The sequence below is a fragment of the Streptomyces sp. NEAU-174 genome, from assembly GCF_052665095.1.
In genome coordinates, this window is the sequence record NZ_JBQTCE010000007.1 from 195,850 (window position 1) to 220,622 (window position 24,773).

Sequence of the window (24,773 nt, forward strand, 5' to 3'; positions counted from 1 at the left end):
AGCATGTCGGAAATCATCAACGTGCTGATCGCGTTCGACGCGTACTCGATCGCCAAGCGCTATCCCGACGCGTCGAAGGACTACAACGAGCCGACGTATGTCGACCAGAGCCTGATCTACATGACGACGCGCCAGGACCGCGTCGTCGGCACCTCGGGGGCCGAGCTGAACTTCCGCGCCAACCCCAGGGACATCATCAGGTGGCGCGAGACCACACTGTCGCTCAATAGCGAGTACTGCGCCCTGCTGTACCGGTACGTGAGCGACGACCCCCTCATCAGCACACCGCAGGTCGTGATCGGCGACGGCACCTATCCGATCCCGAAGGACGGGGCCACCGACCGGCCGGACTTCGAGACACAGGACTACGAGGATCACTTCTGGGAGGCGGACGTCAAGAAGATCGGCGAGGTCACGTACCACTTCTCCTTCCAGCTCCTGGACAGCGACCAGCAACTGGTCGGGTACTTCCAGTGGGACCCGTTCATCACCATCGAGAAGCGTTCCTGACGGCCCTCCCCGCGGCCGGGCAGCGGCACATCCCGTAGGCGGCGCGGACCCCCGCACCGCCTACGGGGCGTATGTCACCAGTTGGCGGGCTCGGCGAGGCGGTAGGAGTTGGCGATGCGCGCCTGGTCGTGGAAGACGGAGAGCTCCGACGGGCCCGCGGGCGGGTTCTCGCGCCAGCCGGTGCAGTAGATCCCGGACGACCAGCGGACCGTCTTCGACGTCTTGGGCAGCACGGTGACCCCGGTCCTGCTGTACTTCTTCACACCGTTGACCCAGATCTCGATGGCGCCGTCGGTCGCGTGGAACTTGAGGCGGGTGACGATCCGGATCCACTTGCCGCGCAGATCGGTCACCTTGGCGACGTTGGCGCTGAAGCCGCCGGATCCGCCGATGCGCAGTTCGTCGTTCTGGATGAACATCAGCTCCCAGGGGCCCTCGGGATCCTCGGGCGACCACTGCTGGAAGGTGACGTTCTGGTTGTGGAACTGCCAGTTGGGGGCGATGTAGACGGCCTGGCCGTAGTAGCGGTCCTGGCCGACGGCCTGGGTGGACGCCTGCACGGTCTCGGAGTGGTAGCCACCGCCCTCGTTGATGTACGTCTGCTTGGCCTCGATGGCGTTGCCGCCCTTGTAGGCGGGGCTGGTGACATTGCGGATGACGCCTTGCTTCTGGGGCTTCTGCGGGTAGTTGGCCCACCCTTGGACGGTGCCCTCGTCCTGGAAGTAGACCCCGGCGGGCAGCGCCCGGACACCCGCGTCCCGCACAGGGTCGGCCCCCGCGGTGCCACCGCTGAGGGCGAGGCCGCCGACCAGTGCGCCGGTGACGCAGAGCAGTTGGATCCGTTTGCCGACCCGTTTCGCTAACATCCGATCAATCCTCTCGGGGAGATGTGATGCAGGTCTGAACTTTTCCCAGAAGCTAGCGCTCCAGGGGTGACGTGTCCACACCGAAGAGAGAGATAGATCCGATGACTCCTCTGCCCTAGCGCGCGTGGAAGATCTCCGCGGCGTGTGCCGCCGCGGGGGCGCTCAGCAGGGTGTGGAGCCGGTCGAAGAGTTCGCCCGCGGCCACGCCGTTCCACTCCGGTGGCAGCAGCTCCAGGGGGAGCCCCGGGTCGCGGTAGGGCATGCGGCGCCACTGGGTCAGCATCGGTACGTACGTCCGGAACGCCTCCAGCGGCTGCGGTTCGCGGTGCGTCACCGCGTCCAGCACGGGGCCGTACCGGTGCAGGAAGTCCGCGTACATGGCGGTGAGTTCATCGAGGTCCCACCAGGAGCGGACCTTCTGCCGCGGGTCCCCGAAGGCCACGTGGTCGCCGGTGAAGATGTCGACGTACGAGGACAGCTCCCGGCGTTCCAGGGTCCGTCGCGCCTCGTCCGCCAGGTGTCCTGGGGCGATCCAGACGCCTGACGCGGCGGTGCCGAAGCCCAGCCGGGTCAGGGCCGTCCGCAGGGCGTGCCGCTTCTCGCGCTCGGACTCGGGGACGGAGAACACCACGAGCACCCAGCCGTCCTCGCGGGACGCCCTGGCCCGCCGGAAGATGCGTACGTCGCCCTCGGCGAGCGTGTGCAGGGTGGAGTCGGCGAGCGAGTACCCGGCGACGCCCTCACGGCGCTCGCCGCGCAGCACCTCGCGGCGTTTCATCCGGGAGACCGAGGACCGCACGGCCCGGCTCTCCACGCCGAGGTCCGCCATGAGGCCGATCAGCGAGGCGACCGAGAGCCAGTTGTGCTCGCCCCGGGCGTAGAGGCCGTAGAGCGTGAGGATGAGCGGGGCGTGGCGGGACTCCCGTTCGCCCGCCACGGTGGTGGCCGGTGTCGTCTGCGCGGTCATTCCCGGCACCCTAACGTCTGGCGCGGCGATGGTGATCACCCGCTCCCGCCCGGGCGCGGCCCCCTCTTACGGACGCGCTTACGGGCGCGGCACCACCAGTCGTTCCTCCGGTATCACGGCCACACCCAGGATCTCGATCATGGCTTCGGGCTGCCACAGCGCCGTGCAGCCGATGCCCGCCATGGCCGGGTAGACCGGCCCGGCGAGCTCGCGCCAGACCTTGCCGATCTCCTTGCCGTGCGCCTGGTAGTCGGGGATGTCGGTGAGGTAGATCGTCACGCTCACCAGGTCCTCGGGCCGCCCGCCGGCCTCGCGCAGCGTGGTGAGCAGATTGCCGAACGCCTGCCGGAACTGCTCGACGATGCCGCCCGGAACGATCCGCATATGGGCGTCGAGGGCGGTTTGTCCTCCCAGGTGGAGGGTGTTTCCGGCGAGTGTTCCGTGTGAGTAGCCGCTGGGCTTCGGCAGATCGGGTGGGTTCACGGGGACGGGGGTCATGGCGCCTCCGGCTCGGTTGTGTTCCGTCCTGTCCCACGGCCGGGCAGGTGTATTGACTTTAGATGACGACCGTGAGAAACACGAGACATCGGATCCTGGTCCCCGACTGAACGGAGCCGACCCCATGGAGCCCGATCTGAGCAAGTACCGCCTCGAGGGCGACAATTCGATGTACCGGCTGCCGAGCGGCATCGTCGCCCCCGTGGTGACACGTGGCGGCCTCGAGAGCGCGAACACCGCCGACTCGGGCGGTGCCGTCCGGGTCTCGGGGGTGAGCATCCAGCACACCCCGGCCACCCGCCTGTGGTTCGGCAAGGTCAGCAACGAACCGGGCTATCGCTCGGTGACCCATCACCACGGCGAGGCCGAGACCGGTGGCTATGTCCTGTCCGGCCGGGCCCGCATCTACTTCGGCGAGGAGCTCCGGGACTACGTGGACATGGAGGAGGGCGACTGGGTCTTCGTACCGCCGTATCTGCCGCACGTGGAGTGCAACCTCTCCCGCACCAAGCCGCTGACCTGGATGACCACCCGGACACCGGAGAACATCGTGGTCAACCTGCCCGATGTCGCCGACACCGAGCTGCGCGACTGGCTGGACCGCCGATGACCCGCACGCCCGCCACCTCGGCGATCTTCACCGCCGCCGTCACCCTGAAGCCCACCCAGCCCGAACACTTCGACCTCGCCTTCACCGCCATCACCCAGCCCTGCCCCTGGCCCAAGGCGTACGGCGGCGATCTGGTGGCCCAGGCCGCGGCGGCGGCCATGCGGTCGGTGACCGACGGCAAGTCGCCGCACTCGATGCACAGCTACTTCCTGCGCCCCGCCGACATCGGCGCCGAGGTGCGCTACGAGGTGGAGGTGGTGCGCGACGGCCGCGGCTACAGCACCCGGCAGGTGCGCGGCTACCAGAACGGCAAGCCGCTCTACGTCTGCCTGGCCGGATTCGCCGCGGGCGAGGCCGGTGCGGACTTCCACACCGAGTTCGCCGAGGACGTGCCCGACCCGGAGGGCCTGCCCAGTTCGGCGGAGTACCTCGCCGAGCGTGCCGGCGGCTCGATGACCGAGGAGTCCAAGGCGTACTGGTCCGGCGGCCGCGGCTTCGACATGCGGCACGTCCCCGGCCCGGTCTATCTCACCGTCGAGGGAGAACGCCTTCCGCACCAGGCGGTCTGGCTCAGGCCCTTCGACCCGCTGCGCCCGGTCGACGGGCTGACCGACGCCCAGCGGGACCTGGCCGCCCTGGCGTATGTGTGCGACTACACGATCCTCGAACCCGTGCTGCGGGTGCTCGACCTGCCCTGGGCCAGACCCGGGCTGGTCACCGCGAGCCTCGACCACGCGATGTGGTTCCACCGCCCGGGGCCGGTGGACGGCTGGCTGCTCTACGTCCAGGAGGCCGTCGCCGCCGACGCGGGTCGGGGCCTGGGCACGGGGCGCTTCTTCACGCGCGATCACCGCCACCTGGCCACCGTGGTCCAGGAGGGCCTGATCCGTCCCACCTGACCCGCTGCCCTTCCCGGCGGGCTCCCGGAAGGACACTTCCGTGACTCTTCCCCTCTCCCCCTCGGCACACCTCGACACCTTCACCCGCGACCAGCTGCCCCCCGCACATCTGTGGCCGACTCTCGAGTTCACCACGCCGGAACTGCGCTACCCGGACCGGCTCAACGCGGCCACCGAGCTCATCGACACCCCCACCGCGCTGTTCGGCCCCGACCGCCCCGCCCTGCGCACCCCGACCGGCGAGGTGTGGACGTACGGCGAACTGCGCGTCCGCGCCCATCAGGTGGCCCAGGTGCTCACCGAGGACCTGGGTCTGGTGCCGGGGCAGCGGGTCCTGCTGCGCTCGCCCAACAACCCCTGGACCGTGGCCGCCTGGCTCGGCATCCTCAAGGCGGGTGGTGTGGTGGTGACCACGATGGCCGCCCTGCGCACCCGGGAGCTCGTCCCCGTGGCCGAGCGCACCCTGCCGTCGATCGCCCTGGTGGACCATCGGTTCGCCGATGACGTCCGTACGGTCCGGGACACCGCGCTGCCCGGTCTCAGGGTGGTGGAGTACGGCGGCAGCGGCCCGGCGGACCTGGTGGCCAGGGCCGCGGCCAAGTCCGGTGAGTTCACCGGCGTGGACACCGCCGCCGACGATGTGGCGCTGCTCGGCCCCACCTCCGGATCCACCGGCGCGCCCAAGATCACCATGCATTTCCACCGGGACATCCTGTCCATCGACAACACCTTCGGCCGCCACACCCTGGGCCTTGCCCCCGACGACCTGGTGGCCTGCACCGCGCCCCTGGCCTTCACCTTCGGCCTCGGCATGCTGGTCGTCTTCCCGCTGCGCGCCGGAGCCTGCGCCCTGCTGACCGAGTCCGCCACTCCCCCGCACCTCGCGGAGCTGGTGGCGCGGCACGGCGTGACCGCCCTGGCCACCGCGCCCACCGCCTACCGGGCGATCCTGCGCGAGGGGGCCGAGCGGCGGCTGGCCGGGCTGCGCATCGGCGTGTCCGCGGGCGAGCACATACCCCGCGCCACCTGGCAGGAGCTGCGGACACGCATAGGTCTGAGGATCGTCGACGGCATCGGCGCCACCGAGCTGCTGCACATCTTCATCTCCGCGGCCGGAGACGACATCCGGCCCGGCGCCACGGGCAAGGCGGTCCCCGGCTACCGCGCCACCATACTCGGCCCCGACGGCGCGGAACTCGGCCCCGGGGAGCCGGGCAGACTCGGTGTCATCGGCCCGGTCGGCTGCCGCTATCTGGGCGGCGAACGCCAGCGGGACTACGTGCTGGAGGGCTGGAACATCACCGGTGACATCTTCCACCGGGACGAGGACGGCTACTTCCACTACCACGCCCGCAGCGACAGCATGATCGTCTCCTCCGGGTACAACATCGGCGGCCCCGAGGTGGAGGCCGCCATCGACACCCACCCGGACGTCGTGGAATCCGCCGTGGTGGCCCGCCCCGACGCCGAGCGCGGCTCGATCGTGTGCGCCTTCGTGGTGCTGCGGGACGGTGTGCCCGGCGGCGCGGCCAAGGCGAAGGAGATCCAGGACCACGTCAAGCAGGTTCTGGCGCCCTACAAGTACCCGCGCGAGGTGCGGTTCCGGGACGCCCTGCCGCGCAACACCAGCGGCAAGCTACAGCGCTTCAAGCTGCTGCGCACGGTCGTCGAGGACGAGCCGGCCGCCGAGGCCGTCGCCGAGAACTGAGAGGAACACCCTTGAAAATCGCCATTGTCGGCGGCGGTCCCGGCGGGCTGTACTTCGCGGCCCTGATGAAACAGCTCGACCCCGCCCACGACATCACCGTCTGGGAACGCAACGCACCCGACGACACCTTCGGCTTCGGCGTCGTCTTCTCCGACGAGACCCTCGGTGGCATCGAGAACGCCGACACCACCATCGCCCGGGGCATGGCCCGGCGCTTCGCCCGCTGGACCGACATCGACATCCACTACCGGGGCGAGAGCCACACCGTCGGCGGCCAGGGCTTCGCCGCCATGGGCCGCAAGGAACTGCTCCACCTGCTCCAGGAACGCTGCCATGAACTCGGCGTCACCCTGCGCTTCTCCACCCCCGCCCCGGACACCGGGCAACTGCGCGCGTCGTACGACCTGGTGGTGGCGGCCGACGGAGTCAACTCCCAGGTACGGACCGCCCACGCGGAGGTCTTCCGCCCCTCCCTGGACCGTCGGCACAGCACGTACATGTGGCTCGGCACGGACCGGGTCTTCGAGGCGTTCCAGTTCTTCGTCAAGCAGACGGAATGGGGCGTCATGCAAGTGCACGGCTACCCCTACTCCACCACCGGCTCCACCTTCATCGTCGAAATGCACCAGGACGTCTGGCGGCGGGCCGGCTTCGACACCACCGAAGGAGCCGACCTCCCACCCGGCGCCTCCGACGAGCACGCCGTCGCCCGCGTCCGCGAGCTCTTCGCCGATGAACTCGACGGCCACCAGGTGTTCGCCAACAACTCCAAATGGCTGAACTTCACGACCGTACGCAACGAACGCTGGCACCACCGCAACCTCGTGCTCATCGGAGACGCCGCCCACACCGCCCACTTCTCCATCGGCTCGGGCACCAAACTGGCCATGGAGGACGCGCTCGCCCTCGCCGCCTGTCTGCACGAACACCCCGACACCGAGGGCGCGTTGACCGCCTACGAGACCGAGCGGCGCCCGGTCGTGGAGTCCACCCAGCGGGCCGCGCAGGCCTCACTGGAGTGGTTCGAGAACATCGGCATGTACGTCCACCAGGAACCCACCCAGTTCTGCTTCAACCTGCTGACCCGCTCCCGCCGCATCACCTACGACAACCTGCGCACCCGGGACCCGGAGTTCGCCGACCGCGTGGATGCCGCCTTCGCCACCGCACAAGGGCTGGGCAATACCGCACCGGCGATGTTCCAGCCGTACCGGCTGGGCGAGCTGGAGCTGAGGAACCGGGTGATCGTGTCCCCGATGGACATGTACTCCGCCATCGACGGCGTGCCCGGCGACTTCCACCTCGTCCACCTCGGCTCCAAGGCCATGGGCGGCGCCGGACTGGTGATGACCGAGATGGTGTGCGTCTCGCCCGAGGGCCGCATCACCCCCGGCTGCACCGGCCTGTGGAACGACGAGCAGCGCGATTCCTGGCGGCGGATCGTCTCCTTCGTCCATGAGCGGAGCACCGCCCGTATCGGCCTCCAGCTCGGCCACTCGGGCCGCAAGGGCTCGACCCGGCTGATGTGGGAGGGCATGGACGACCCGCTGCCGGAGGGCAACTGGGAGGTCGTCGGCCCGTCCCCGCTACCGTACGGCCCCGGCTCCGCCGTGCCGCGCGAGCTCACCCGCGCCGATATGGACCGGATCGCCGAGGACTTCGTGGCCGCCGCCCGCCGGGGCGCCGACGCCGGGTTCGATCTGCTCGAACTGCACTGCGCGCACGGCTACTTGCTGTCCTCCTTCCTCTCCCCGATCGCCAACCGCCGCACCGACGCGTACGGCGGCCCGCTGGAGCACCGGCTGCGTTTCCCGCTGGAGGTCTTCGACGCCGTACGGGAGGGATGGCCCGCGGAACGACCGATGATCGTGCGCATCTCCGCCACCGACTGGGTGCCGGACGGCAACACCGAGCACGACGCGGTGGAGATCGCCCGCGCGTTCATCGCCCATGGCGCGGACGCCATCGACGTCTCCTCCGGCCAGGTCACCAAGGACGAACGGCCCGCCTTCGGCCGCTCCTACCAGACCCCGTTCGCCGACCGGATCCGCCACGAGGTGGCCGCCGCCACCGGGGCCGCGGTCATCGCGGTGGGCGCGATCGCCTCCTACGACGACGTCAACTCGCTGCTCCTGGCGGGCCGCGCCGATCTGTGCGCCGTGGGCCGCACCCATCTGTACGACCCGCACTGGACCCTGCACGCCGCGGCCGAACAGGAGTACCGGGGCCCGGGCGCCACATGGCCCGTGCAGTTCGGCGCGGGCAGCCGCAAGCCCCCGGCCGCGCGCACCGACGCCATACGACCCCGGCTGTCACTGCTCCGGCCCGACACCGCCGACCAGGCCGTTCATCTGCGCTGGACGCCGCCGCGTGCTCCGGCTCCCGTCCCCTGAAGGTGTGGGAACCGGGTGTCAGCCCGTCGCCGCCGCCCGGTAGGGGCGGAAGAAGGCGCGCAGCTCCTCCGCGTAGAGCTCGGGCTCCTCGAACGGCGCGAAGTGTCCGCCGCGCGGGGGCTCTGTCACGCACACGAGGTTCGTGGTGCGCTCCAGCCACGCCCGCGGCGGGCGGACGACGTCGCCGCGGAAGAGCGAGAAGCCGGACGGCACCTCGACCCGGCGGGCGTGCTGCGCGGGCGGGATGGCGGCGTTGGCGCGGTACATGCGCATCGAGGAGCCGATCGTGCCCGTGAGCCAGTAGAGCGTGACGTTGGTGAGGATCTCGTCCTTGGTGTAGCTCCGCTCGATATCACCGTCGCAGTCGCTCCACGCCCGCAGCTTCTCGACGATCCACGCGGCGAGCCCGGCCGGTGAGTCGGTGAGCCCGAAGGCGGCGGTCTGGGGCTTCGTACTGTGCATGGCGGCGTAGGCGCCCTCGGCCGCGCTCCAGGCCGCGACGCTCTCGAACCAGGCGCGCTCCTCGGGCGTGAGGTCCGCCGGGTCGCCGGTGTAGCGCGGCAGGCCCCCGTCCGTGCGGTGCACGGCCACCACCCGGTCGGGGTGGTCGAGCGCGAGGTAGCGGCTCACATGGCTGCCGATGTCCCCGCCCGCCGCGCCGAACCGCTGATAGCCGAGGACGTCCATCAGCTCGGCCCACAGCCCGGCGACGGCGATGGAGTCGAGCGGCGGGCCGGTGGGCCGGTCGGAGTACCCGAAGCCCGGCACGTCGGGCACGACCACGTCGAACGCGTCGGCGGGGTCGGCGCCGTGCGCACCGGGGTCGGTGAGGTGCGGGATGACCTTCGTATAGCGCCAGAACGAGTCCGGCCAGCCGTGGCTGAGCACCAGCGGCAGGGCGGGCCCGGCCGGGGCGGCGGCCTTGACGTGTGCGAAGTGGATGCCGAGGCCGCCGAGCCGGACCCGGAACCGGGGCAGCCGGGCGAGCGCCGCCTCCTGCGCCGCCCAGTCGAACCCGTCCGCCCAGTAGGCGACGAGCTCACGGAGGTAGTCGAGGTCGGTCCCGAGCGCCCACCCGGCGTCCTCGGGCGCGTCCGGCCAGCGCGTCGCGCGCAGCCGCGCGCGGAGGTCCTCGAGGGCGGCGGGGTCGGCCCGCGGGGTGAACGGCTCGGGTGTTTCCGGCATGCCACTCACCCTACAAGCCGCCCATGTCAGCCGTCGGGGATGCCGACGGTGCCGAGGGCGGGCACGGGGGATGTGCCCCGTCGCCGATACTCCGGTCGTGGGGCACGATTCAGGTCGATCGGCGGCGGCGATACGCCTGCGTCTTCGCGCGGTTGCCGCACAGTTGTCGGGGGCGTCGCCCACGAGCAGGTCGTGCTCCCGCAGCCAGCGCTCCAGATCGCCGGGCGTGGCGAGTGCGTCGTGCCCCGTGAGGCGCCGCCCGTGCGCGACGAATCCCCGGCGGTCCTCGGTGTTGGCGAAGTGATGGAGCAGGGCGATGCCCGCCGGGAGGCCCTCGACATCCTCGGCCCTAGTCGGCGGCAGTATGACCGATGTCTCCGTAGACGCGCCGGTAGGCATCCTTCACCCGGATCCGATCGCCGTCGAACTCGAACATGTCACAGCCGTGCACCTCGTGGACCCGGCCATCGGCATCCGTACCGGTGTAGGACCACTGGGAGGCGCCCCGGTCCCCGGCGATGAACGCCACTCCGCCGGGCCGCGACTCGAGCCCCGCAACACATGGCGGGCTCATGGCTCGTCGCATACGAAACTCGGCCCGCACACGGATGGGGGCGTCCGCGGGAGGCCGTGCGTCCGGCGCAGGAAGCGGATGACCGGGTGACCCGGCTCGTGGGTGACCTCGGCCCGGACGCCGTAGACCCGCTTGATCAAGGACGGGGTCAGCACCTCTCCGGGCGTGCCTTCGGCCACGACACCTCCCTCGCGGAGGACGAGCAGCCGGTCGCAGTACATCGCGGCGAGGTTGAGGTCGTGGAGGGCGATCACGGTGGCGATCGGCAGGCCGACGACGAGGTCGAGCAGATCGAGCTGGTGCTGGATGTCGAGGTGGTTGGTCGGCTCGTCGAGCAGGAGCTCGCGCGGTTCCTGGGCGAGGGCCCGGGCGATCTGGGTGCGCTGGCGTTCGCCACCGGAGAGGGTGTGCCACGACTGACCGGCCCGGCCGGTCAGTCCGCTGCGCTCCAGGGCCGCGTCGACGGCCCGGGTGTCCGCCGCGTCGGCCGACGCCCAGGCGCGCCGGTGCGGGATACGGCCGAGGGCCACCACCTCGCGGACGGTCAGCTCGGTCTGGGTGTGGGCGTGCTGTTCCACGGTGGCGATACGGCGGGCCGTGGCGCGGCGGCCGACCTGTGGCAGGGCACGGCCGTCCAAGGGTGACCACTCCGGCGGAGGGGGCGAGGATCCCGGCGAGCAGCCGCAACAGGGTGGACTTCCCCGAGCCGTTGGGGCCGAGCAGGCCCACCGTCTCGCCGGGCCGCAGGGTGAGGGTGATGCCGTCCACGATCAGCCGGCCGTCGGTGCGGCGGCTGACGCGGTCCGCGCGGAGCCCGGACGCCGCTGCCCCGGTGGCGGGGGATCCCGGGCCGGGGGTTTCCGCGGTGGAGTCGGTCATGTCTTCCTCCGGCCGCGGTAGAGCACGGCGACGAAGGCCGGTACGCCGATGAGGGACGTCACCACGCCCACCGGGACCTCCTGGGGGTCGATGACGGTACGGGCGGCGGTGTCCACCCACACCAGGAAGATGGCCCCGGCCAGCGCGGTCACCGGCAGCAGACGGGCGTGGCCGGAGCCGGTGAGGGCGCGGGTGGCGTGCGGGAGGACCAGGCCGACGAAGCCGATGGCCCCGGCGGAGCTGACCAGGGTCGCGGTGAGCAGCGCGGTCGCGCACAGCAGGACGAGACGGGTGCGGGCCACCCGGACCCCGAGCGCCGCCGCGGCCTCCTCCCCGAAGGCGAACGCGTCCAGGGTGCGTGCGTGGCCGAGGCAGACCACGAGCACGGCGGCCAGGACGGCGGTGCACAGCAGCACATCGCCCCATCCGGCGCCGGTGAGCGAGCCGAGGAGCCAGAACAGCACGGCCCGGGTGGTGTCGGCGTCCGCCGAGGTGAGGACGATGAACGAGGTCAGCGCGGAGAACAGCTGCATGGCGGCCACTCCGGACAGCACCACGCGGTCGGTGCTGCCGCCGAGGCTGTGGCTGAGCACCAGGACCAGGCCGAACGACACCAGCGCACCGGTGAACGCGCCCGCCGACAGGGACACGGCCCCGCCGCCCACGCCGAGCACGACCACGGTGACGGCGCCCGTGGAGGCGCCAGAGGACACCCCGAGCACGAAGGGATCGGCCAGCGGATTGCGCAGCAGGGACTGCATCACGGCCCCGCAGAGGGCCAGACCCGCCCCGCACCCCGCGGCCAGCAACGTGCGCGGCATGCGCAGGTTCCACACGATGCCGTCCCGGAGCGGCGGCAAGGTGCTCTCCCCCAGGCCGAGATGGGCGGTGACCGCCGCCCATACGTCGGCCGTGGAGATGTCGGCCGGGCCGATCGTCACGGCGAAGGCGACCGACGCGAGCAGCGCGGCCAGCCCTCCGGCGAGCAGCGGCAGGATGCGCGTGCTCAGGTGGCCGGCGCTCACTTGGCGAGCCCGAGGTCGCGCAGCCCGGCGGCGACCTGTTCCACCCCTTCGACCGTACGGATGGACGGGTTCATGGCCTGCCCGCTCAGCAGGATGTACCGCTTCCTCTTCACCGCGGTGAGGTTGCGGGTGGCGGCGTTGGTCTCGAGGAAACGCATCTTGGCCTCGGCGGTCTCCGCGGTCTGCTGCCTGCGCGTGAGATCGCCGAGGACGATGACGTCCGGGTCGCGGTCGGCCACGGTCTCCCAGTTGATCTGCGGCCACTCGTCGTGGGTGTCGGAGAAGGCGTTCTCCGCCCCGACGGCCCGGGTGATGGCACCCGGCGCGCCACAGCAGCCGGCGAGGTAGGGCGACTGGGAGTTGGCGAACCAGTACATGAGGGAGACACCGGAGGCGTCCAGTCCCGCCGTGGCCTGGTGAGCGCGCTCCTTCAGCCGCGCGACGAGCCTCTCTCCGCGCTCCTCGACACCGAACGCGTGGGCCAGATCGCGTATCTCGCCGTAGACGACACCGAGGGTGAGTGGCTTGCCGCGGGAGCCGTCGCCACCGCTGTCGGTGTCCCTGCCCGCCGCGCAGTCGGACGGCGAGACATACGTGGGCACGCCCAGCTTCTCGAACTGCTCGCGGGTGGCCACACCGCCCCTGCCGAGGGTGGAGACGAACGAGGCGGTGACGATGTCGGGTTCGGCGTCCAGGGACTTCTCGAAGGACGGCGCGTTGTCCGCCAGGCGCTCCACCGTGGCGTTGGCCTTCTCCAGGCCCTTCATCACCGGGTCGGTCCAGGTGGCGGTGGCCGCCATGCGGTCGGCGAGCCCGAGCGAGAGCAGGATCTCCGTACTGCCCTGGTTGAGCGACAGGGCCCGCTTCGGGGCGGATTTCAACGTGACCTTGTGGCCGCAGTTGTCGATCGTGCGCGGATAGCCCGAACCGGCGGGCCTCCCGGCGTCCGCGCCGTCATGGCCGGAGCCACCGCACGCGGTGAGCAGCAGGGCGGGGGCGAGCAGGGACGCCGCGGTACGGCGGGCGGAGCGGAGCACGGGCAGCCTCGGTGGTCGGGGCTCGTACGCGGAGCCTGGCCTTTGGGTCGTCCTCCGCGCACCGGGCGCGGAGGTGCCAGCAGGTCTTCGGACTCGGGCTCGTCCGGACGGGGCCCCTTCCCGGTGCTCGTTCGCGACGGCCCCGCGGCCGTCACGGACTCCTCCCAGTGGTGTCGCCTGCCCCGCCCGTCCCCCTCACCGCTGCGCGTCAGCTCCGGATTCACACCGGATTCCCTGGCCTCGGATATGGCACGACTGGCTCCGACGAGCCTACCAAGAGCGCCGAACGCCCACGCCCCACGGTCAGTTCGGCTGCCGACGTGCCCGCTTCACCTCGCGGTCCACGGCCCAGGCGTCCCCGACCGGCCCGAGGTGGCCGAGCTTGTCGGGGTTGACCACCGTGCGAATGGTCTGGATCTGCCCGTCGAGCACATCGAGGACCAGGGTGTGGAGCACCTTGCCGTCCCGGTCGCGGAGGATCGCGCCGGGCTGGCCGTTGACCTCGCGCGGCTCCAACGACACATCGATCCGCAGCAGCCAGGGGAAGACACCGCCCAGCAGCCGCGCCACGTTCTCCGCGCCCATGACGGCCCTGGCCAGCTGCGGGGCCTTGCCGCCGCCGTCCCCGACCAGCCGCACATCGGCGGCCAGCAGCTTCCGCAGCCCGCCCACATCACCGTCCTTCAGCGCGTCGAAGAACCGCGTGGCCAGCTCCTGCCGCTCCCGCCCGTCCGCCGCGAACCGCGGCCGTCCGTCCCGCATATGGCGCCGCGCCCGTACCAGCAGCTGCCGGCACGCCGCCTCCGACCGCTCCACCGCCGTGGCGATCTCGTCGAACCCGAAGGCGAACACCTCCCGCAGCACGAACACCGCCCGCTCCAGCGGGCTGAGCCGCTCCAGGAGCAGCAGCGCCGCCATCGACACCGAGTCGGCCAGCTCCACCGCCCGGGCCGGATCCTGATACGGATCGCTGAGCAGCGGCTCGGGGAACCACGGGCCCACGTACTCCTCCCGTCGCACCCGCGCGGAGCGCAGCACATCGATCGAGACGCGTGTCACCGTGGCCGACAGATACGCTTTTGTCGACGTGGGCCGGGTGGCCGAGCCGTCGAAGCGCAGCCACGTTTCCTGCACCGCGTCCTCGGCCTCGCTCACACTGCCCAGGATCCGGTAGGCGATCGAGAACAGCAGCGGCCGCAGCTCCTCGAACTCCTCGACCTCGCTCACGCCGACTCCTCCGTTGCCGATACCGGTCAGTGGAACTGCCCGACCTGGTAATCGCCCGCCGGCTGCTGGGTGATGGCGTTCAGCCGGTTCGCCATGTTCATGAACGAGACCAGGATCACCAGGGCGGTGAGCTGCTCCTCGTCGTAGTGCTTGGCGGCGTTCGCCCATATCTCGTCGCTGACGCCACCGGCCGCGTCCGCGATCCGGGTCCCCGCTTCCGCCAGCTCCAGCGCGGCGCGCTCGGCGTCGGTGAAGACCGTGGCCTCCCGCCATGCCGCCACCAGGTGCAGCCGCACCGCGGTCTCACCGGCCGCGGCCGCCTCCTTGGTGTGCATGTCGAGGCAGACGGCGCAGCCGTTGATCTGGCTCACGCGCAGCGCCACCAGCTCCTGCGTGGCGGGCGGCAGCGGCGAGTCCTTGACCGCCTTGCCCGCCGCCATGATGGGCTTGAGGACCTTGCCCGCGGTCGGGCTGGCGGAGTAGTTCAGTCGCGCGTCCATGGTGTGCTCCTCCGTGGTTGTCAGTGGCTACACCCCTGAGACGAGATGGCCCCGCCCCCTGTGACATGGACGCATGTGACCTGCGTCTCCCCACCACCGGGCCCGCTGAGCCAAACAGTTGTACGCTACGGCTCGGTCCGATCAACGGAATGACCGATCAACGGAATACAACGGGGAGACAGAGTCATCGTGAGCGAGCGAACCGGCAGAATACGTTCCCCTCGCACCTACTCCGCCGTCTCGGGGCTGCTCACCGGGACGATCGCGCTGTACATCGCGCTTGTCGCCTTCGGCAACATCACCGACTTCGACACCAATCAGCAATTCGTCCGCCATGTCCTGGCGATGGACACCACGTTCAAGGACGACGACCTGATGTGGCGGGCCATCAAGTCCACCGCGCTCCAGGACACCGCCTACGTGGCCATCATCGTCTGGGAGAGCGTCGCCGCCCTCGTCCTCATCGCCGCGACGGCCATGTGGGGCGCGGGACTGCGCGGAGGCAGCGTCCACCGCGCCCGTCAGGCCAGCACCGTGGGGCTGTTGATGCTCATGCTGCTGTTCGGCGCCGGGTTCATCGCCATCGGCGGTGAGTGGTTCGCCATGTGGCAGTCCAAGACGTGGAACGGCCTGGAAGCTGCCACGCGCGTCTTCCTGATCTCCGGGATCGTACTGCTGCTCATTCACCTGCTCGCGGCCGAGCGGACCGAGCCCGGCGCCACGGACTGATCGGGACTCCACGGACTGATCGGGACTCCACCGGCTCGAAGGCGGCAGCGGACTCGCCGTTGCGGCGCGTCCTCGGCCGGTGGCGAGGTCCGGGTGTCGTCCTCGCCGCCGTCGGCCTCGTCCTGTCCACGCTGTCCACCGGATCGGCCAGTGCGCGGGCCGATCTGCGCGCCACCGACAAGGTCGCGTCGAGCCCGCGGAGCGCCAACGCACCGGCACCACCTTCTACTACCTCGGTGAGGGCGTGCGCGACGATGTGATCGCGACCATCAAGCCGCTCCCCCAGGGGCTGCGGATCGTGGCGGGCAACGCCAAGGCCACCGGGGTCGGCGACCCCACGTCCATCGCCCGCTGGTCGTGCCTGCACCACGGGGAGGTCAACCCCTCCAAGGACTTCGTGAACTGCCCGTCCGACTCGATGCTGGAGTCCTACCTCGACTTCCCCCAGTGCTGGAACGGGAAGGACCTGGACTCCCCCGACCACAAGAGCCACATGGCGTACCCGGTCGGTGGCCAGTGCCCGGCCCATGCGCGAACACCTCGACCAGGCGGCGAAGATCGCCCACTCCGAGCGCTCGGCCGGCGCCGATCCGGCCACCAAGAAGCTGGCCGCGAGCGTGGAGCGGACAGCGCACACCCGGCGCGCCCGCTTCCCCCGCCCCTTCGGCGGTCAGGCGGGTGGCAGAGCGGCGGCGGCCGATCCGGCGAGGTCGGTGGCCAGATCGCAGGGACGGCCCTTGCGGCCCGCCCCCTTGAGGACGAGGGCCACCCGCTCGGTGCCCTTCACCCGGTCCAGCCCGGTGTAGTCACGGTGGACCACCTCGACGCGGCAGCTCCCCGGGCCCTCGTACTCCGGCATGACAATGGCCTGGTGATCGCTGAGCCTGGTCGACCGAGCGTTCTTGTCGCTCGGCAGGTCGCCCTGGTCGAAGCGCAAGTCCACCTCGTACTCGCTGGTGGTGGACTTCCACTGGCAGTCCCAGCGGCCGAATCCGACGTCCGGCTCCTGGGCGTCGATACCGGGCACCTTCTCCAGCGTCTTGGCGTCCAGAAGCGTGCACGCGTCCTGGTGTGCCAGCGAATTGGACGGAAGGTCCGGGGAACGCCGGGGAATCTCACCGCGGTTGAGCACGTTGACCGCGAATCGCGTGGCGACATCGGCGGTGTCGCACAGCGGCTGTTTGACCTCCGCAGGCTGTCTCGCGACCGCGGTGACCCGAAGGCTGTTGCCGCGAGCGCCGTTCACCGCCAGGGCCCGCACGCACTCGTCGCCCTCGGCGGCGCGCTCCACGACGGTGACCCTGCCCTTGGTCTTCCTGGTCACGGCCTCGGGTAGCGAATCGGCGTCGAGTTCTACCCTGACGTCCACGACCTCCTCGTCGCGCTCCTTCAGGTTGACGTCGCAGCGGTTGAAGTTGCCCTGATCACGCTTCAGTTCGGCCACTTCGTACCGATCGAACACGGTGGTCTTCAGCAAGGCGCAGGGATCTGCCGTGCGGGGGTCGCCCATGAAGCCCGCGGCGGTCGCCGTTCCGCCCGGTGCCGGGGCGGCCTTGTCCCCGTCATCGCCCCCCAGGCTCATCACGGTGAAGGGAACGGCGATGGCCAGTGCCGTGACGGCGGCGGCGCCGGCCAGGAGCAAGGGGCGGCGCCGGACCAGCGTCGCCGTGCGGAGCGGCAGCCCTCCCGTCGCCGTCGGGGCCTCGCCGCGCGTCAGGACGTCCGTGTAGGGCGTGGTCGCCGGGGCCATCGGGAGGGTCGGGAACCGGTCCGGGGGGCCCGCGATGTCCGTGAGGGCGGTGAGCGCCTGGGCGGCCGTGGGCCGGGCCCCGGGGTCGCGCTGGAGCATCGCGGTGAGGATGGATCCGAGCGGTCCGACCTGGGGGCTGAGGGCCTCCATCCGGACCGCCCGCCCGGCGCCGCGCATCGGCGGGGTCCCCGTCACCAGCCAGTACAGGGTGGCGCCGAGCGAGAACACGTCGGACGCACGCTCGGGCGCTCCCCGGAACGCCTCGGGGGCGGCGAAGAACGGGGTGAGGCTGACCGGCCCGTTGGGCGTGATCGTCTCACTGCCGTCCACCCGGTACGCGGCGCCGAAGTCGGTCAGCTTGGCGACCCTGTCGGGGGTGATCACGATATTGCCGGGCTTGACGTCGCAGTGCACGATGCCCTTGTCGTGCAGGGCCGCCAGCGCGGCCGCGATCTGCGCCCCGATGTGCGCAGCGAGCTCGGGGGCCAGCTTCACCGGGACGTCCAGGCTGCCGCCGGTCACATGCTCCATCACCAGCCAGAACGTGGCGTTCCTGCCCTTGCCCGCGCGGACGGCGTCGTAGAGGGTGACCACGTTCGGATGGCTGAACTTCGCCAGAGCGCGGGCTTCGGCCAGCAACTCGTCGAAGTCGGCCTGGCTGTTGTCCTCGAGCAGGGCCCGCTTGAGGACGACGGACCGGCCCAGCTCCGTGTCGACGGCGAACCAGACCGCGCCTCTGCCTCCCTCGACGGGCCCCTTGGTGAGCCGGTACTTGCCGACCTTCTCCCCCCGCCGCACGACGACACTCCCCCCTACGAGACCGGAACCGCCGCTGTCCGCCGCTAGCGCACGTGGATCGAACTTACTGCGTACGCGGAAAGACACGCACCGTCTGCGGCGCGCGTGAGCGCGGTGTGGGGCTCGGCGCACGCCGGAGGCGCGTGGGACCTGGCCGGTTGAGAGGGGAATTCACCCACCACTCCAGAAATCTTCACCTTTGTGGAGGTTGCGGTGTTGCGGAAGCACATGCGACGGGGGCAGGCGCCACGGTCACATGCCTCAGGAGTGGGTGACCTTGAGGCCGGATATGTGGACCTCACCGTAGTTGTCGTCGTCGCAGGGGTCGGAGTTGCCGCAGTTGGCCTGCGTGTACGCCCCCGCCTTGAAGTAGTTGGTGTCGCCGTCCGAGGAGATCGTGGTCTCACGCCGCCCGTTGTAATAGGCGGTGATCTTCCCGTTCCGCGCCACGAACTTGGCCTCGAACTCGGTGCCCAGCTCATAGTCGTCGGTGACGAGGTGGTGGTGGGCGTCGTCGCCGTCGGTGATGTAGAGCTTGCTGCCTTCGAGGCGGAAGACCGTGACGTCGTCGTCCCCGCCGTGGACCTGGGCGCCGACCAGGTGCGGCTTCTCCTTGGGGAGCGCGGTGAACGCCTCCTTGACCACGAGGGTGTGGGTGCCCTCGGTGGTCGACCAGCTGGCCTCCTCCTCTCCGTCGTCCGTCATCTCCCGCAGCTCGGCGCGCGGGTAGTTGGAGCCGCCCGTCGTCACGCCGTTGACGGCGGACCGGAACCGGACCGCGTCGCAGTCCCCGGTGACCTGGAACCAGGGCTTGGCGGAGAAGGTGGCGAGATCGGGCTGGGTGATGTCGGTCGGGTCCTCGTCCTCGCCGGTGGGCAGGGTCAGCTTCCAGTTAGTCAGGTCGAGGACGTCGGCGGGGTACTCGCACTGGGCGGCCGGGGTGTGGTGGCGGGCGGGAGTGCCGGCCTGCGCCGGGAGCGCGAGGGCGGCCGTCGTGGCGGCCACGGTGATGCCGGCGAGGACGACGATACGCATGCACCTCATGGGGTGTTCCTTCCTGTTCGCTTGGCGACAGGAATCATTCGCCACCGCTTCCGGGACGGGTCCCGGAAACGGGCGGTCGCCGCGGAGCGGCTCGGGCTACGCCTCCGGCGCGGAATCGGGCCAGAGGGCGTCGTCCTCGATGAGGTCCAGATCGGGCGGTACCAGCGTCGTGGACTCCACCAGCCCCTTGAGCAGGTTGTGCAGCAGCCCGTTGTCGGCCGGGCGGCCCTGCGACTTGTCGTGCAGCACCGGGTATCTGAAGCCGGTGCCGTGCAGTCGGCGGCGTACGGCCTCGACCCGGTACTCGATCTTTCGCTCGTTCCAGCCCGCGTCCGGGCGGAGGTAGCCGAGCTGCTTGGCCGCCGTGGCGTACGTCAGGGGGCGCGGATCCTCCTCGTACAGCAGATACCGCTGGCCGAGGACGACGAGCAGCAGCCGTTCGTCGTCGTCGAGCGGCCAGATCTCCGGCCGGAGCGTCTCGGCGCGCCGCCGCGACACCGGCCCCTGGTCGTCGTGGCCCGCCACATAGAGCTCGACCAGGTGCTCACGGTAGCCGGAGCCCTTGACGAACAGCGGGGTGTACCCGGTGTCGAGCGGGATCGGCTCGGTGCTGAGGTGCATCATCGTGCCGCGCGGCAGCCGGACGAGCTGCCGCCCGGTGTTCCGCAGCCACCACTGCCCCTGGCGGTACGTCAGCTCGCCGTGGCGCCGGCTCACCCGGAGGTCGTCCACGCCGACGCCCAGATCCACATCCGGCTTCTCGCCCCGCCCGAAGCGGACCGTCAGCCCCGGCCGGGGCGGAGCGCTGAGGTCGCCGGTCACCGTGCGGGCGTGCAGCATGCCGGGCGTGCTGGGCGCGACTCCGCGCGCGAGGCTGGCGGAGAGGGGCATCGGCGGTCTCCTCGGTTCGGACGAATTCTCGGCACGCGCGCGGACACGCACACCCACCAGGGTCCGCGCCCTCCTCCGGGACCCGTCCCGGGGCGGGCCCGTCGACAGGAGGATGCCCCGTCACGCGGGGGCTCACCGGCCTACGACGGCACGCTCGCCCCCAGTCGTCGCGCCATGGCCTTCGCGCCGCCCAGGACCAGCTCGACGTAGTGTTCCTTCTCCGTGTCGCCCCAGCGCGGGGTGGGCACCGAGATGCTCATGGCCGCCACGCAGTTGCCGAGACGGTCGTACACGGGGGCGGCGACGCAGGCCGCGTGGTCGTTGGACTCGCAGTATTCCTCGGTCCAGCCTCGCTCGCGGGCCGTCTCGATTTCGGACAGCAGCCGCTCGCGGGTGGAGATGCTGCGGGAGGTCATCTGCTTCAGCGAGGTGTCGTCGGGGAACAGCTCATCGAGCTCCCGGGCCGAGAGGGCGCTCAGCAGGGCCTTTCCGCCCGCGGTGCAGGAGGCGGGCAGGCGGCTTCCCACCTGGGACACCAGCCGGACCGAGTACTTGCTGTCGATCCGCACGATGAACACCGCGAATCCGCCGTCGCGCACGACGACCTGGACCGTTTCGCCGCATGCCCGCGCCACCTCGCCGGCGCACTCCCGGCCCACGGTGGCGAGGTCGAGCCCGCGCTCGTAGCCGGCGCCCAGACGCAGGGCGCTGAGCCCTATCGCGACGCGTCCGGTCTCCTTGGAGATCGTCACATAGCCGCGGTCGGCCAGTGTGTTGACGAGTTCGTGCGTGGTGGCACGGGGCAGGCCGAGGTGTTGGGTGATCTCCGGAACCCGTAGCCCCTCGTCCTGGTCGATGAGCAGTTCCAGGATGTCCAGCCCCCGGCGAAGGGCCGGAGCGGTGAGACGCGCCACGATGGCCTCCCAGCACACGTTTCAGCGGAACACGTTTCCGCGGACGGTGTCCAAAATATCAGACGCCTATGTGGCGGCGTCCGCGTGGGGGTGAGCCGACTCGGGCAGCGGTTCGGTGTTGCGGCTGCTGAGACCGTCGAGGGAGATGCGCAGGAGGCGGCGCCACTGGCCGGGCCGACTGTCGTCGGCGGCCTGGACGGCCTGACTCAGGGAGGTGCTGAGCAGCACGAGGTCGGCGGTGGTGACGCCGTCGCGCAGAAGTCCGGCGTCCACACAGCGGATGCGCAGTTCGTCGATGAAGGCGTCGCGGTGCCGGGCGCACTCGCGCGCGGGGGCGCCGGTGGCGGTGTAGGTCTCGACGAGGGCGCGGTTGTGCGCCTGGTTGGCGAGGGCCTGCTCGAAGAAGCCGGTCAGGGCCTCCCAGGGGTCCTCGGTCGCGGCCGCGGCCTCATGGGCGGCGGTGAGCCAGGAGGTGAATTCCCGCTCCATGACGGTGGCGAGCAGGTCGTCCTTGGTCGGGAAGTGGCGGTAGAGCGTGCCCATGCCGACGCCGCTGCGCCGGGCGATCTCGCGGACGTCGACGGCGCAGCCCTGCTCGGCGAAGACCACACCGGCCGCCTCGATGATCGCGGCGCGGTTGCGCTCGGCGTCCGCGCGGCGAGCGCGCCTGGCGGGGGGCTGCGGGGGCGTGGACTGGTCGGCGCTGGTCACGGCATTCAGCGTACAGGCGGCTTTACGGAGCACTCGCTCCGGATACTGCGGAGCACGTGCTCCGGTTGTGTTACCTTCAACAGGAGCACCCGCTCCGGTTCGGCGGTGCGGGCTGGGACGCAAGCGCCCGCGGACCACGGGTCCGTCAGACGAGGAGACCTCTTTCATGGCAACGCTCGGCTTCATCGGCAGCGGCAACATCGGTACGAAACTGGCCCGGCTCGCGATCGCGGCGGGCATCGACGTCGTCCTGTCCAATTCCCGCGGGCCCGAGACCCTGGCCGACACGGTCGCCGAGCTCGGGGAGCGGGCCCGGGCCGCGACGCCCGAGGAGGCGGCCCGGGCGGGCGACTGGGTGGTGGTGAGCATCCCGCTGATCGCCTACCGCAAGCTCCCGGCCGCCGCGCTGGCGGGCAAGGTCGTGCTCGACACGATCAACTACTACCCGTTCCGCGACGGGGAGTTCGAGGAGCTCGACTCGGGCAAGATCACCACGAGCGAGCTCGTTCAACGGCACCTGGTCGGCGCGAAGCTCGTGAAGGCGTTCAACAACATCAACGACGGCCACATCCCGGCGCTCGCCCGCCCCACGGGGGCCGCCGACCGCAGCGCCCTGCCGATCGCCGGTGACGACCCGGAGGCGAGGGCGAGTGCCGCGGCTCTGATCGACCGGCTGGGCTTCGACACCGTCGACGCGGGCCCCCTGGCCGAGAGCTGGCGCTTCGAGCCGGACACCGCCGCCTATGTGACGCCCTACTTCACCGACATCGACGCGCTGAACGCCGCCAAGGCCAAGATGGTCGAGGAGATCAGGTCCGGCGGCGGGTTCCGGACCCGGCTCCCCGCGGACCCGGGCGCCCCACTGTCCGCGGACCGGCTGCGCGCCCTGCTGGCCGAGACGCCCCGCGTCCGCACCGCGGACCGCGTGCTGCGCTGACGCCCCCGCGCAGATAGGGCCCCCGCGCGCCTAGGGGCCGGGGCCACATACGCCCTGGCCCCGGCCCGTGGTGGTCAGTTGACGTCGAGGGCGATCCGGCCCAGCTCACCGAGGTCGGCCACCACTCGATCGCCCGCGCTGATCGCGGTCGGGGCGCACAGGGTGCCGCTCAGGACGATGTCCCCGGCTTCCAGTCGCCTGCCACCGCGCAGCAGATGCCGGGCGAGCCATGCCACCGCCTCGGCGGGGTCGCCCATGACGGCGGCCGCGCTCCCCGGCACCGTACGGGAGCCGATCGTCAGCGTGGCGGCGATCTTCGACAGCTCCACGGACGCGGGCGCGACCGAGGACCCCACCATCGCGCGAGCGGCGTTGGTGTTGTCGGCCACGAGCATGGGGAGCGTGCGCGCACCGCCACGCCACCGGCTGTCGACGATCTCGAAGGCCGGGGCCACGGCGGCGGTGGCGGCGCGGACGTCCCGCGCGGTCACCCGCGGACCGGGCAGCGCCTCGCCGAGGGTGAACGCGACCTCCACTTCCGCCAGCGGGGCGAACAGCCCGGCCGTGGCGAGGGGCTCGCCGTCCTCGAGCAGCCTGCTCGCGAGCAGATAACCGGCGGCGGGCTCATCGGCGCCGAAGGTCTCCCGCGCGGGCTGTGCCGTGAGGCCGACCTTGTAGCCGATCGCGCGCTCACCGGCCGCGACCGCCAGGTCATGGGTGGCGCTCTGGACGGCATAGGCCATCTCGAGGCCATCGAGCCGATCGGCCACGGCCGAGTCCACCGCGGCCGAGTCGGCCGCGGTGGCTCCGTCGCCCGCGCGCCACAGCCGTCGGCCCAGTTCCGCCACCAGTTCCCTGTTCATCGATCTCCCCTGCCACCAGGTCCGTTCATGAGCCGATCCGCGGTCACAGCTTAGGACCGGGAACGATCACCGCACGGCCGGTGGCCCCCTGCGCCAGCGCCGCGTACGCTTCGTTGACCGCCGACAGCTCGTACCGTTCACCGAGCAGCTTGTCGAGCGGCAGTCGGCCGGTCTTGAAGAGCTCGACCAGCTTGGGGATGTCGACCGGTGTGTTGGCCGAGCCGTACAGGCTGCCGATCAGCCGCTTCTCCTGCTGCACCAGGGGGTTGACGGGCACGGCCGCGGTGGCGCCCACCTTGCCGAGGCCGACGGCGACGGCGGTCCCGCCGGTGCCCACGACCTCGACCGCCTGGGCCAGGGTCTGGGGCGCGCCGACCGCGTCCAGCGACCAGGCCATCGGACGTGGCGAGATCCTGCTGAGCTCTTCGACGAGGCTGTGCGTACGGACGTTGACCGCATGGGTGGCGCCCAGCTCGAGTGCCTTCTCCAGCTTGGCGTCCACCGTGTCGACGGCGACGATCGGATCGGCGCCGACGAGGCGCAGCCCCATCACCGCGCTCAGCCCGACGCCACCGGCGCCGATGACCACGACGCCCTCCCCGGTGGCGTCCTTCATGACGTTCAGCGCCGCGCCGGCCCCGGTCACCACGGCACATCCGGTGATCGCCGCGATCTCCGGCGGAACGTCCGGATCGATCGCGAGGACGGACCGCTCGGAGACGACGCACTGCTCGGCGAAGCAGGAGACCCCCATGAGGTGGTGCAGCTTCTCGCCGTTCAGATTCAGCCGTGACGTCCCGTCGAGCAGACCGCCGGAGGCCGCCTGCACCCGGCCGAGCGAGCACAGGGCGGGGCGGCCGGTGGTGCAGAACTCGCAGTCGCCGCACCGCGGGCGCCACAACGTGATGACGGTGTCGCCGGGGCGGACCCGGGTCACCCCCTCCCCCACCCGCTCCACGACGCCCGTCCCCTCGTGCCCGAGCACCGCGGGCAGGCGGACGTCGAGGTCGCCGTTCATGTAGTGCAGATCGCTGTGGCACACCCCGGCGGCGAGCACACGGAGGGTGACCTCGCCCGGTCCGGGGGCGTCGAGTTCGACGTCCTCGACGGTCAACGGCACACCGGGCCGGTGCAGTACTGCTGCCTTCATGGAGCCACGCCTCACTCTGTCCGCCGCGTACGAAACTTCAGACGTTGTCTTACTGGTTGAGTATGTGAGCCCGTCTCGGCGGCCGTCAAGCGCGTTGACGGAGGCGTC

23 protein-coding genes, 2 pseudogenes and 1 riboswitch are annotated in these 24,773 nt (G+C 71.0%); of the genes and pseudogenes, 8 read left to right on the top strand and 17 right to left on the bottom strand.

What is annotated here, in order from left to right; all coding sequences use genetic code 11:
- Nucleotides 1-3 precede the first annotated feature (3 nt).
- A complete protein-coding gene (locus ACT2CW_RS21560; RefSeq protein ID WP_164424003.1) occupies nt 4-510 on the top strand; it encodes an inclusion body family protein in 507 nt (168 codons plus the stop codon).
- Nucleotides 511-584: 74 nt separating this feature from the next.
- Here the strand turns inward: ACT2CW_RS21560 and ACT2CW_RS21565 are convergent, their stop codons facing one another.
- The 3 genes from ACT2CW_RS21565 to ACT2CW_RS21575 form a co-directional block, all read right to left on the bottom strand.
- Complete coding sequence (locus ACT2CW_RS21565) at nt 585-1,376, bottom strand: heparin lyase I family protein (protein WP_445517868.1); 792 nt, start codon at nt 1,374-1,376, stop codon at nt 585-587.
- 115 nt (nt 1,377-1,491) lie between these two features.
- Nucleotides 1,492-2,343: a PaaX family transcriptional regulator gene (locus tag ACT2CW_RS21570; protein WP_445517869.1), complete on the bottom strand. Its 852-nt coding sequence runs from the start codon at nt 2,341-2,343 to the stop codon at nt 1,492-1,494.
- A 78-nt stretch (nt 2,344-2,421) separates the two neighbouring features.
- Complete coding sequence (locus ACT2CW_RS21575) at nt 2,422-2,841, bottom strand: RidA family protein (RefSeq protein ID WP_445517870.1); 420 nt, start codon at nt 2,839-2,841, stop codon at nt 2,422-2,424.
- Between the two features lie 124 nt (nt 2,842-2,965).
- Here ACT2CW_RS21575 and ACT2CW_RS21580 point away from each other — a divergent pair, with 124 nt between their 5' ends.
- From ACT2CW_RS21580 to ACT2CW_RS21595, 4 genes are read left to right on the top strand one after another with little or no spacing between them, the layout of a single operon-like run.
- On the top strand, nt 2,966-3,451 hold the full coding sequence (locus ACT2CW_RS21580) for a cupin domain-containing protein (RefSeq protein ID WP_164422958.1): 486 nt from the start codon (nt 2,966-2,968) through the stop codon (nt 3,449-3,451).
- Entirely contained in the window at nt 3,448-4,350 is a 903-nt protein-coding gene (locus ACT2CW_RS21585; protein ID WP_445517871.1) for an acyl-CoA thioesterase, read from the top strand. The genes ACT2CW_RS21580 and ACT2CW_RS21585 overlap by 4 nt, the downstream gene beginning before the upstream one ends.
- Before the next feature lie 40 nt (nt 4,351-4,390).
- Nucleotides 4,391-6,058, top strand: a complete 1,668-nt coding sequence (locus tag ACT2CW_RS21590) for an AMP-binding protein (RefSeq protein WP_445517872.1) — start codon at nt 4,391-4,393, stop codon at nt 6,056-6,058.
- Between the two features lie 11 nt (nt 6,059-6,069).
- The gene (locus tag ACT2CW_RS21595; RefSeq protein WP_445517873.1) at nt 6,070-8,451 is read left to right on the top strand and encodes a bifunctional salicylyl-CoA 5-hydroxylase/oxidoreductase; all 2,382 of its coding nucleotides are present in this window, start codon (nt 6,070-6,072) and stop codon (nt 8,449-8,451) included.
- Nucleotides 8,452-8,469: 18 nt separating this feature from the next.
- Here the strand turns inward: ACT2CW_RS21595 and ACT2CW_RS21600 are convergent, their stop codons facing one another.
- The 7 genes and pseudogenes from ACT2CW_RS21600 to ACT2CW_RS21630 form a co-directional block, all read right to left on the bottom strand.
- Entirely contained in the window at nt 8,470-9,636 is a 1,167-nt protein-coding gene (locus ACT2CW_RS21600; RefSeq protein WP_445517874.1) for an epoxide hydrolase family protein, read from the bottom strand.
- Nucleotides 9,637-9,985: 349 nt separating this feature from the next.
- Nucleotides 9,986-10,210, bottom strand: a complete 225-nt coding sequence (locus ACT2CW_RS21605; RefSeq protein WP_445517875.1) for a hypothetical protein — start codon at nt 10,208-10,210, stop codon at nt 9,986-9,988.
- Nucleotides 10,207-11,089: pseudogene (locus ACT2CW_RS21610) on the bottom strand (ABC transporter ATP-binding protein). The gene ACT2CW_RS21605 and the pseudogene ACT2CW_RS21610 overlap by 4 nt, the downstream one beginning before the upstream one ends.
- Nucleotides 11,086-12,099, bottom strand: coding sequence for a FecCD family ABC transporter permease (locus ACT2CW_RS21615; RefSeq protein ID WP_445518120.1), 1,014 nt, complete (start codon nt 12,097-12,099; stop codon nt 11,086-11,088). The pseudogene ACT2CW_RS21610 and the gene ACT2CW_RS21615 overlap by 4 nt, the downstream one beginning before the upstream one ends.
- 11 nt (nt 12,100-12,110) lie before the next feature.
- Nucleotides 12,111-13,157, bottom strand: coding sequence for an ABC transporter substrate-binding protein (locus ACT2CW_RS21620; RefSeq protein ID WP_445518121.1), 1,047 nt, complete (start codon nt 13,155-13,157; stop codon nt 12,111-12,113).
- Between the two features lie 55 nt (nt 13,158-13,212).
- Nucleotides 13,213-13,426, bottom strand: a riboswitch (cobalamin riboswitch).
- A gap of 28 nt (nt 13,427-13,454) precedes the next feature.
- A complete protein-coding gene (locus ACT2CW_RS21625; RefSeq protein ID WP_445517876.1) occupies nt 13,455-14,378 on the bottom strand; it encodes an RNA polymerase sigma-70 factor in 924 nt (307 codons plus the stop codon).
- A 26-nt stretch (nt 14,379-14,404) separates the two neighbouring features.
- Complete coding sequence (locus ACT2CW_RS21630) at nt 14,405-14,878, bottom strand: carboxymuconolactone decarboxylase family protein (protein WP_445517877.1); 474 nt, start codon at nt 14,876-14,878, stop codon at nt 14,405-14,407.
- A 189-nt stretch (nt 14,879-15,067) separates the two neighbouring features.
- Between ACT2CW_RS21630 and ACT2CW_RS21635 the strand changes: the two genes are divergently transcribed.
- Both ACT2CW_RS21635 and ACT2CW_RS21640 read left to right on the top strand, forming a co-directional pair.
- Nucleotides 15,068-15,607, top strand: coding sequence for a DUF2165 domain-containing protein (locus tag ACT2CW_RS21635; protein WP_325114564.1), 540 nt, complete (start codon nt 15,068-15,070; stop codon nt 15,605-15,607).
- Nucleotides 15,608-15,818: 211 nt separating this feature from the next.
- Nucleotides 15,819-16,154: pseudogene (locus tag ACT2CW_RS21640) on the top strand (DUF1996 domain-containing protein); the annotation flags it as partial.
- Between the two features lie 123 nt (nt 16,155-16,277).
- Here the strand turns inward: ACT2CW_RS21640 and ACT2CW_RS21645 are convergent.
- The 5 genes from ACT2CW_RS21645 to ACT2CW_RS21665 form a co-directional block, all read right to left on the bottom strand.
- Nucleotides 16,278-18,155: a serine/threonine-protein kinase gene (locus ACT2CW_RS21645; RefSeq protein ID WP_445517878.1), complete on the bottom strand. Its 1,878-nt coding sequence runs from the start codon at nt 18,153-18,155 to the stop codon at nt 16,278-16,280.
- A gap of 261 nt (nt 18,156-18,416) precedes the next feature.
- On the bottom strand, nt 18,417-19,199 hold the full coding sequence (locus ACT2CW_RS21650; protein WP_445517879.1) for a polysaccharide lyase family 7 protein: 783 nt from the start codon (nt 19,197-19,199) through the stop codon (nt 18,417-18,419).
- Nucleotides 19,200-19,295: 96 nt separating this feature from the next.
- On the bottom strand, nt 19,296-20,090 hold the full coding sequence (locus tag ACT2CW_RS21655; protein ID WP_164423978.1) for an FHA domain-containing protein: 795 nt from the start codon (nt 20,088-20,090) through the stop codon (nt 19,296-19,298).
- A gap of 140 nt (nt 20,091-20,230) precedes the next feature.
- Complete coding sequence (locus ACT2CW_RS21660; protein WP_164423976.1) at nt 20,231-21,004, bottom strand: IclR family transcriptional regulator; 774 nt, start codon at nt 21,002-21,004, stop codon at nt 20,231-20,233.
- A gap of 66 nt (nt 21,005-21,070) precedes the next feature.
- The gene (locus ACT2CW_RS21665) at nt 21,071-21,715 is read right to left on the bottom strand and encodes a TetR/AcrR family transcriptional regulator (protein WP_445517880.1); all 645 of its coding nucleotides are present in this window, start codon (nt 21,713-21,715) and stop codon (nt 21,071-21,073) included.
- 166 nt (nt 21,716-21,881) lie between these two features.
- Between ACT2CW_RS21665 and ACT2CW_RS21670 the strand changes: the two genes are divergently transcribed.
- Entirely contained in the window at nt 21,882-22,652 is a 771-nt protein-coding gene (locus tag ACT2CW_RS21670) for an NADPH-dependent F420 reductase (protein ID WP_445517881.1), read from the top strand.
- 74 nt (nt 22,653-22,726) lie between these two features.
- Here the strand turns inward: ACT2CW_RS21670 and ACT2CW_RS21675 are convergent, their stop codons facing one another.
- Both ACT2CW_RS21675 and ACT2CW_RS21680 read right to left on the bottom strand, forming a co-directional pair.
- Complete coding sequence (locus ACT2CW_RS21675) at nt 22,727-23,515, bottom strand: 2-keto-4-pentenoate hydratase (RefSeq protein ID WP_445517882.1); 789 nt, start codon at nt 23,513-23,515, stop codon at nt 22,727-22,729.
- 43 nt (nt 23,516-23,558) lie between these two features.
- Nucleotides 23,559-24,665, bottom strand: a complete 1,107-nt coding sequence (locus tag ACT2CW_RS21680; RefSeq protein ID WP_445517883.1) for a zinc-binding dehydrogenase — start codon at nt 24,663-24,665, stop codon at nt 23,559-23,561.
- Nucleotides 24,666-24,773: the final 108 nt, after the last annotated feature.

Coding starts and splice junctions, on each gene's coding strand:
- ACT2CW_RS21560 (WP_164424003.1), top strand. CDS start 4: ATGTCGGAAATCATCAACGTGCTGATCGCGTTCGACGCGTACTCGATC.
- ACT2CW_RS21570 (WP_445517869.1), bottom strand. CDS start 2,343: ATGACCGCGCAGACGACACCGGCCACCACCGTGGCGGGCGAACGGGAG.
- ACT2CW_RS21630 (WP_445517877.1), bottom strand. CDS start 14,878: ATGGACGCGCGACTGAACTACTCCGCCAGCCCGACCGCGGGCAAGGTC.
- ACT2CW_RS21575 (WP_445517870.1), bottom strand. CDS start 2,841: ATGACCCCCGTCCCCGTGAACCCACCCGATCTGCCGAAGCCCAGCGGC.
- ACT2CW_RS21670 (WP_445517881.1), top strand. CDS start 21,882: ATGGCAACGCTCGGCTTCATCGGCAGCGGCAACATCGGTACGAAACTG.
- ACT2CW_RS21655 (WP_164423978.1), bottom strand. CDS start 20,090: ATGCCCCTCTCCGCCAGCCTCGCGCGCGGAGTCGCGCCCAGCACGCCC.
- ACT2CW_RS21600 (WP_445517874.1), bottom strand. CDS start 9,636: ATGCCGGAAACACCCGAGCCGTTCACCCCGCGGGCCGACCCCGCCGCC.
- ACT2CW_RS21585 (WP_445517871.1), top strand. CDS start 3,448: ATGACCCGCACGCCCGCCACCTCGGCGATCTTCACCGCCGCCGTCACC.
- ACT2CW_RS21680 (WP_445517883.1), bottom strand. CDS start 24,665: ATGAAGGCAGCAGTACTGCACCGGCCCGGTGTGCCGTTGACCGTCGAG.
- ACT2CW_RS21605 (WP_445517875.1), bottom strand. CDS start 10,210: ATGAGCCCGCCATGTGTTGCGGGGCTCGAGTCGCGGCCCGGCGGAGTG.
- ACT2CW_RS21580 (WP_164422958.1), top strand. CDS start 2,966: ATGGAGCCCGATCTGAGCAAGTACCGCCTCGAGGGCGACAATTCGATG.
- ACT2CW_RS21565 (WP_445517868.1), bottom strand. CDS start 1,376: ATGTTAGCGAAACGGGTCGGCAAACGGATCCAACTGCTCTGCGTCACC.
- ACT2CW_RS21650 (WP_445517879.1), bottom strand. CDS start 19,199: ATGAGGTGCATGCGTATCGTCGTCCTCGCCGGCATCACCGTGGCCGCC.
- ACT2CW_RS21675 (WP_445517882.1), bottom strand. CDS start 23,515: ATGAACAGGGAACTGGTGGCGGAACTGGGCCGACGGCTGTGGCGCGCG.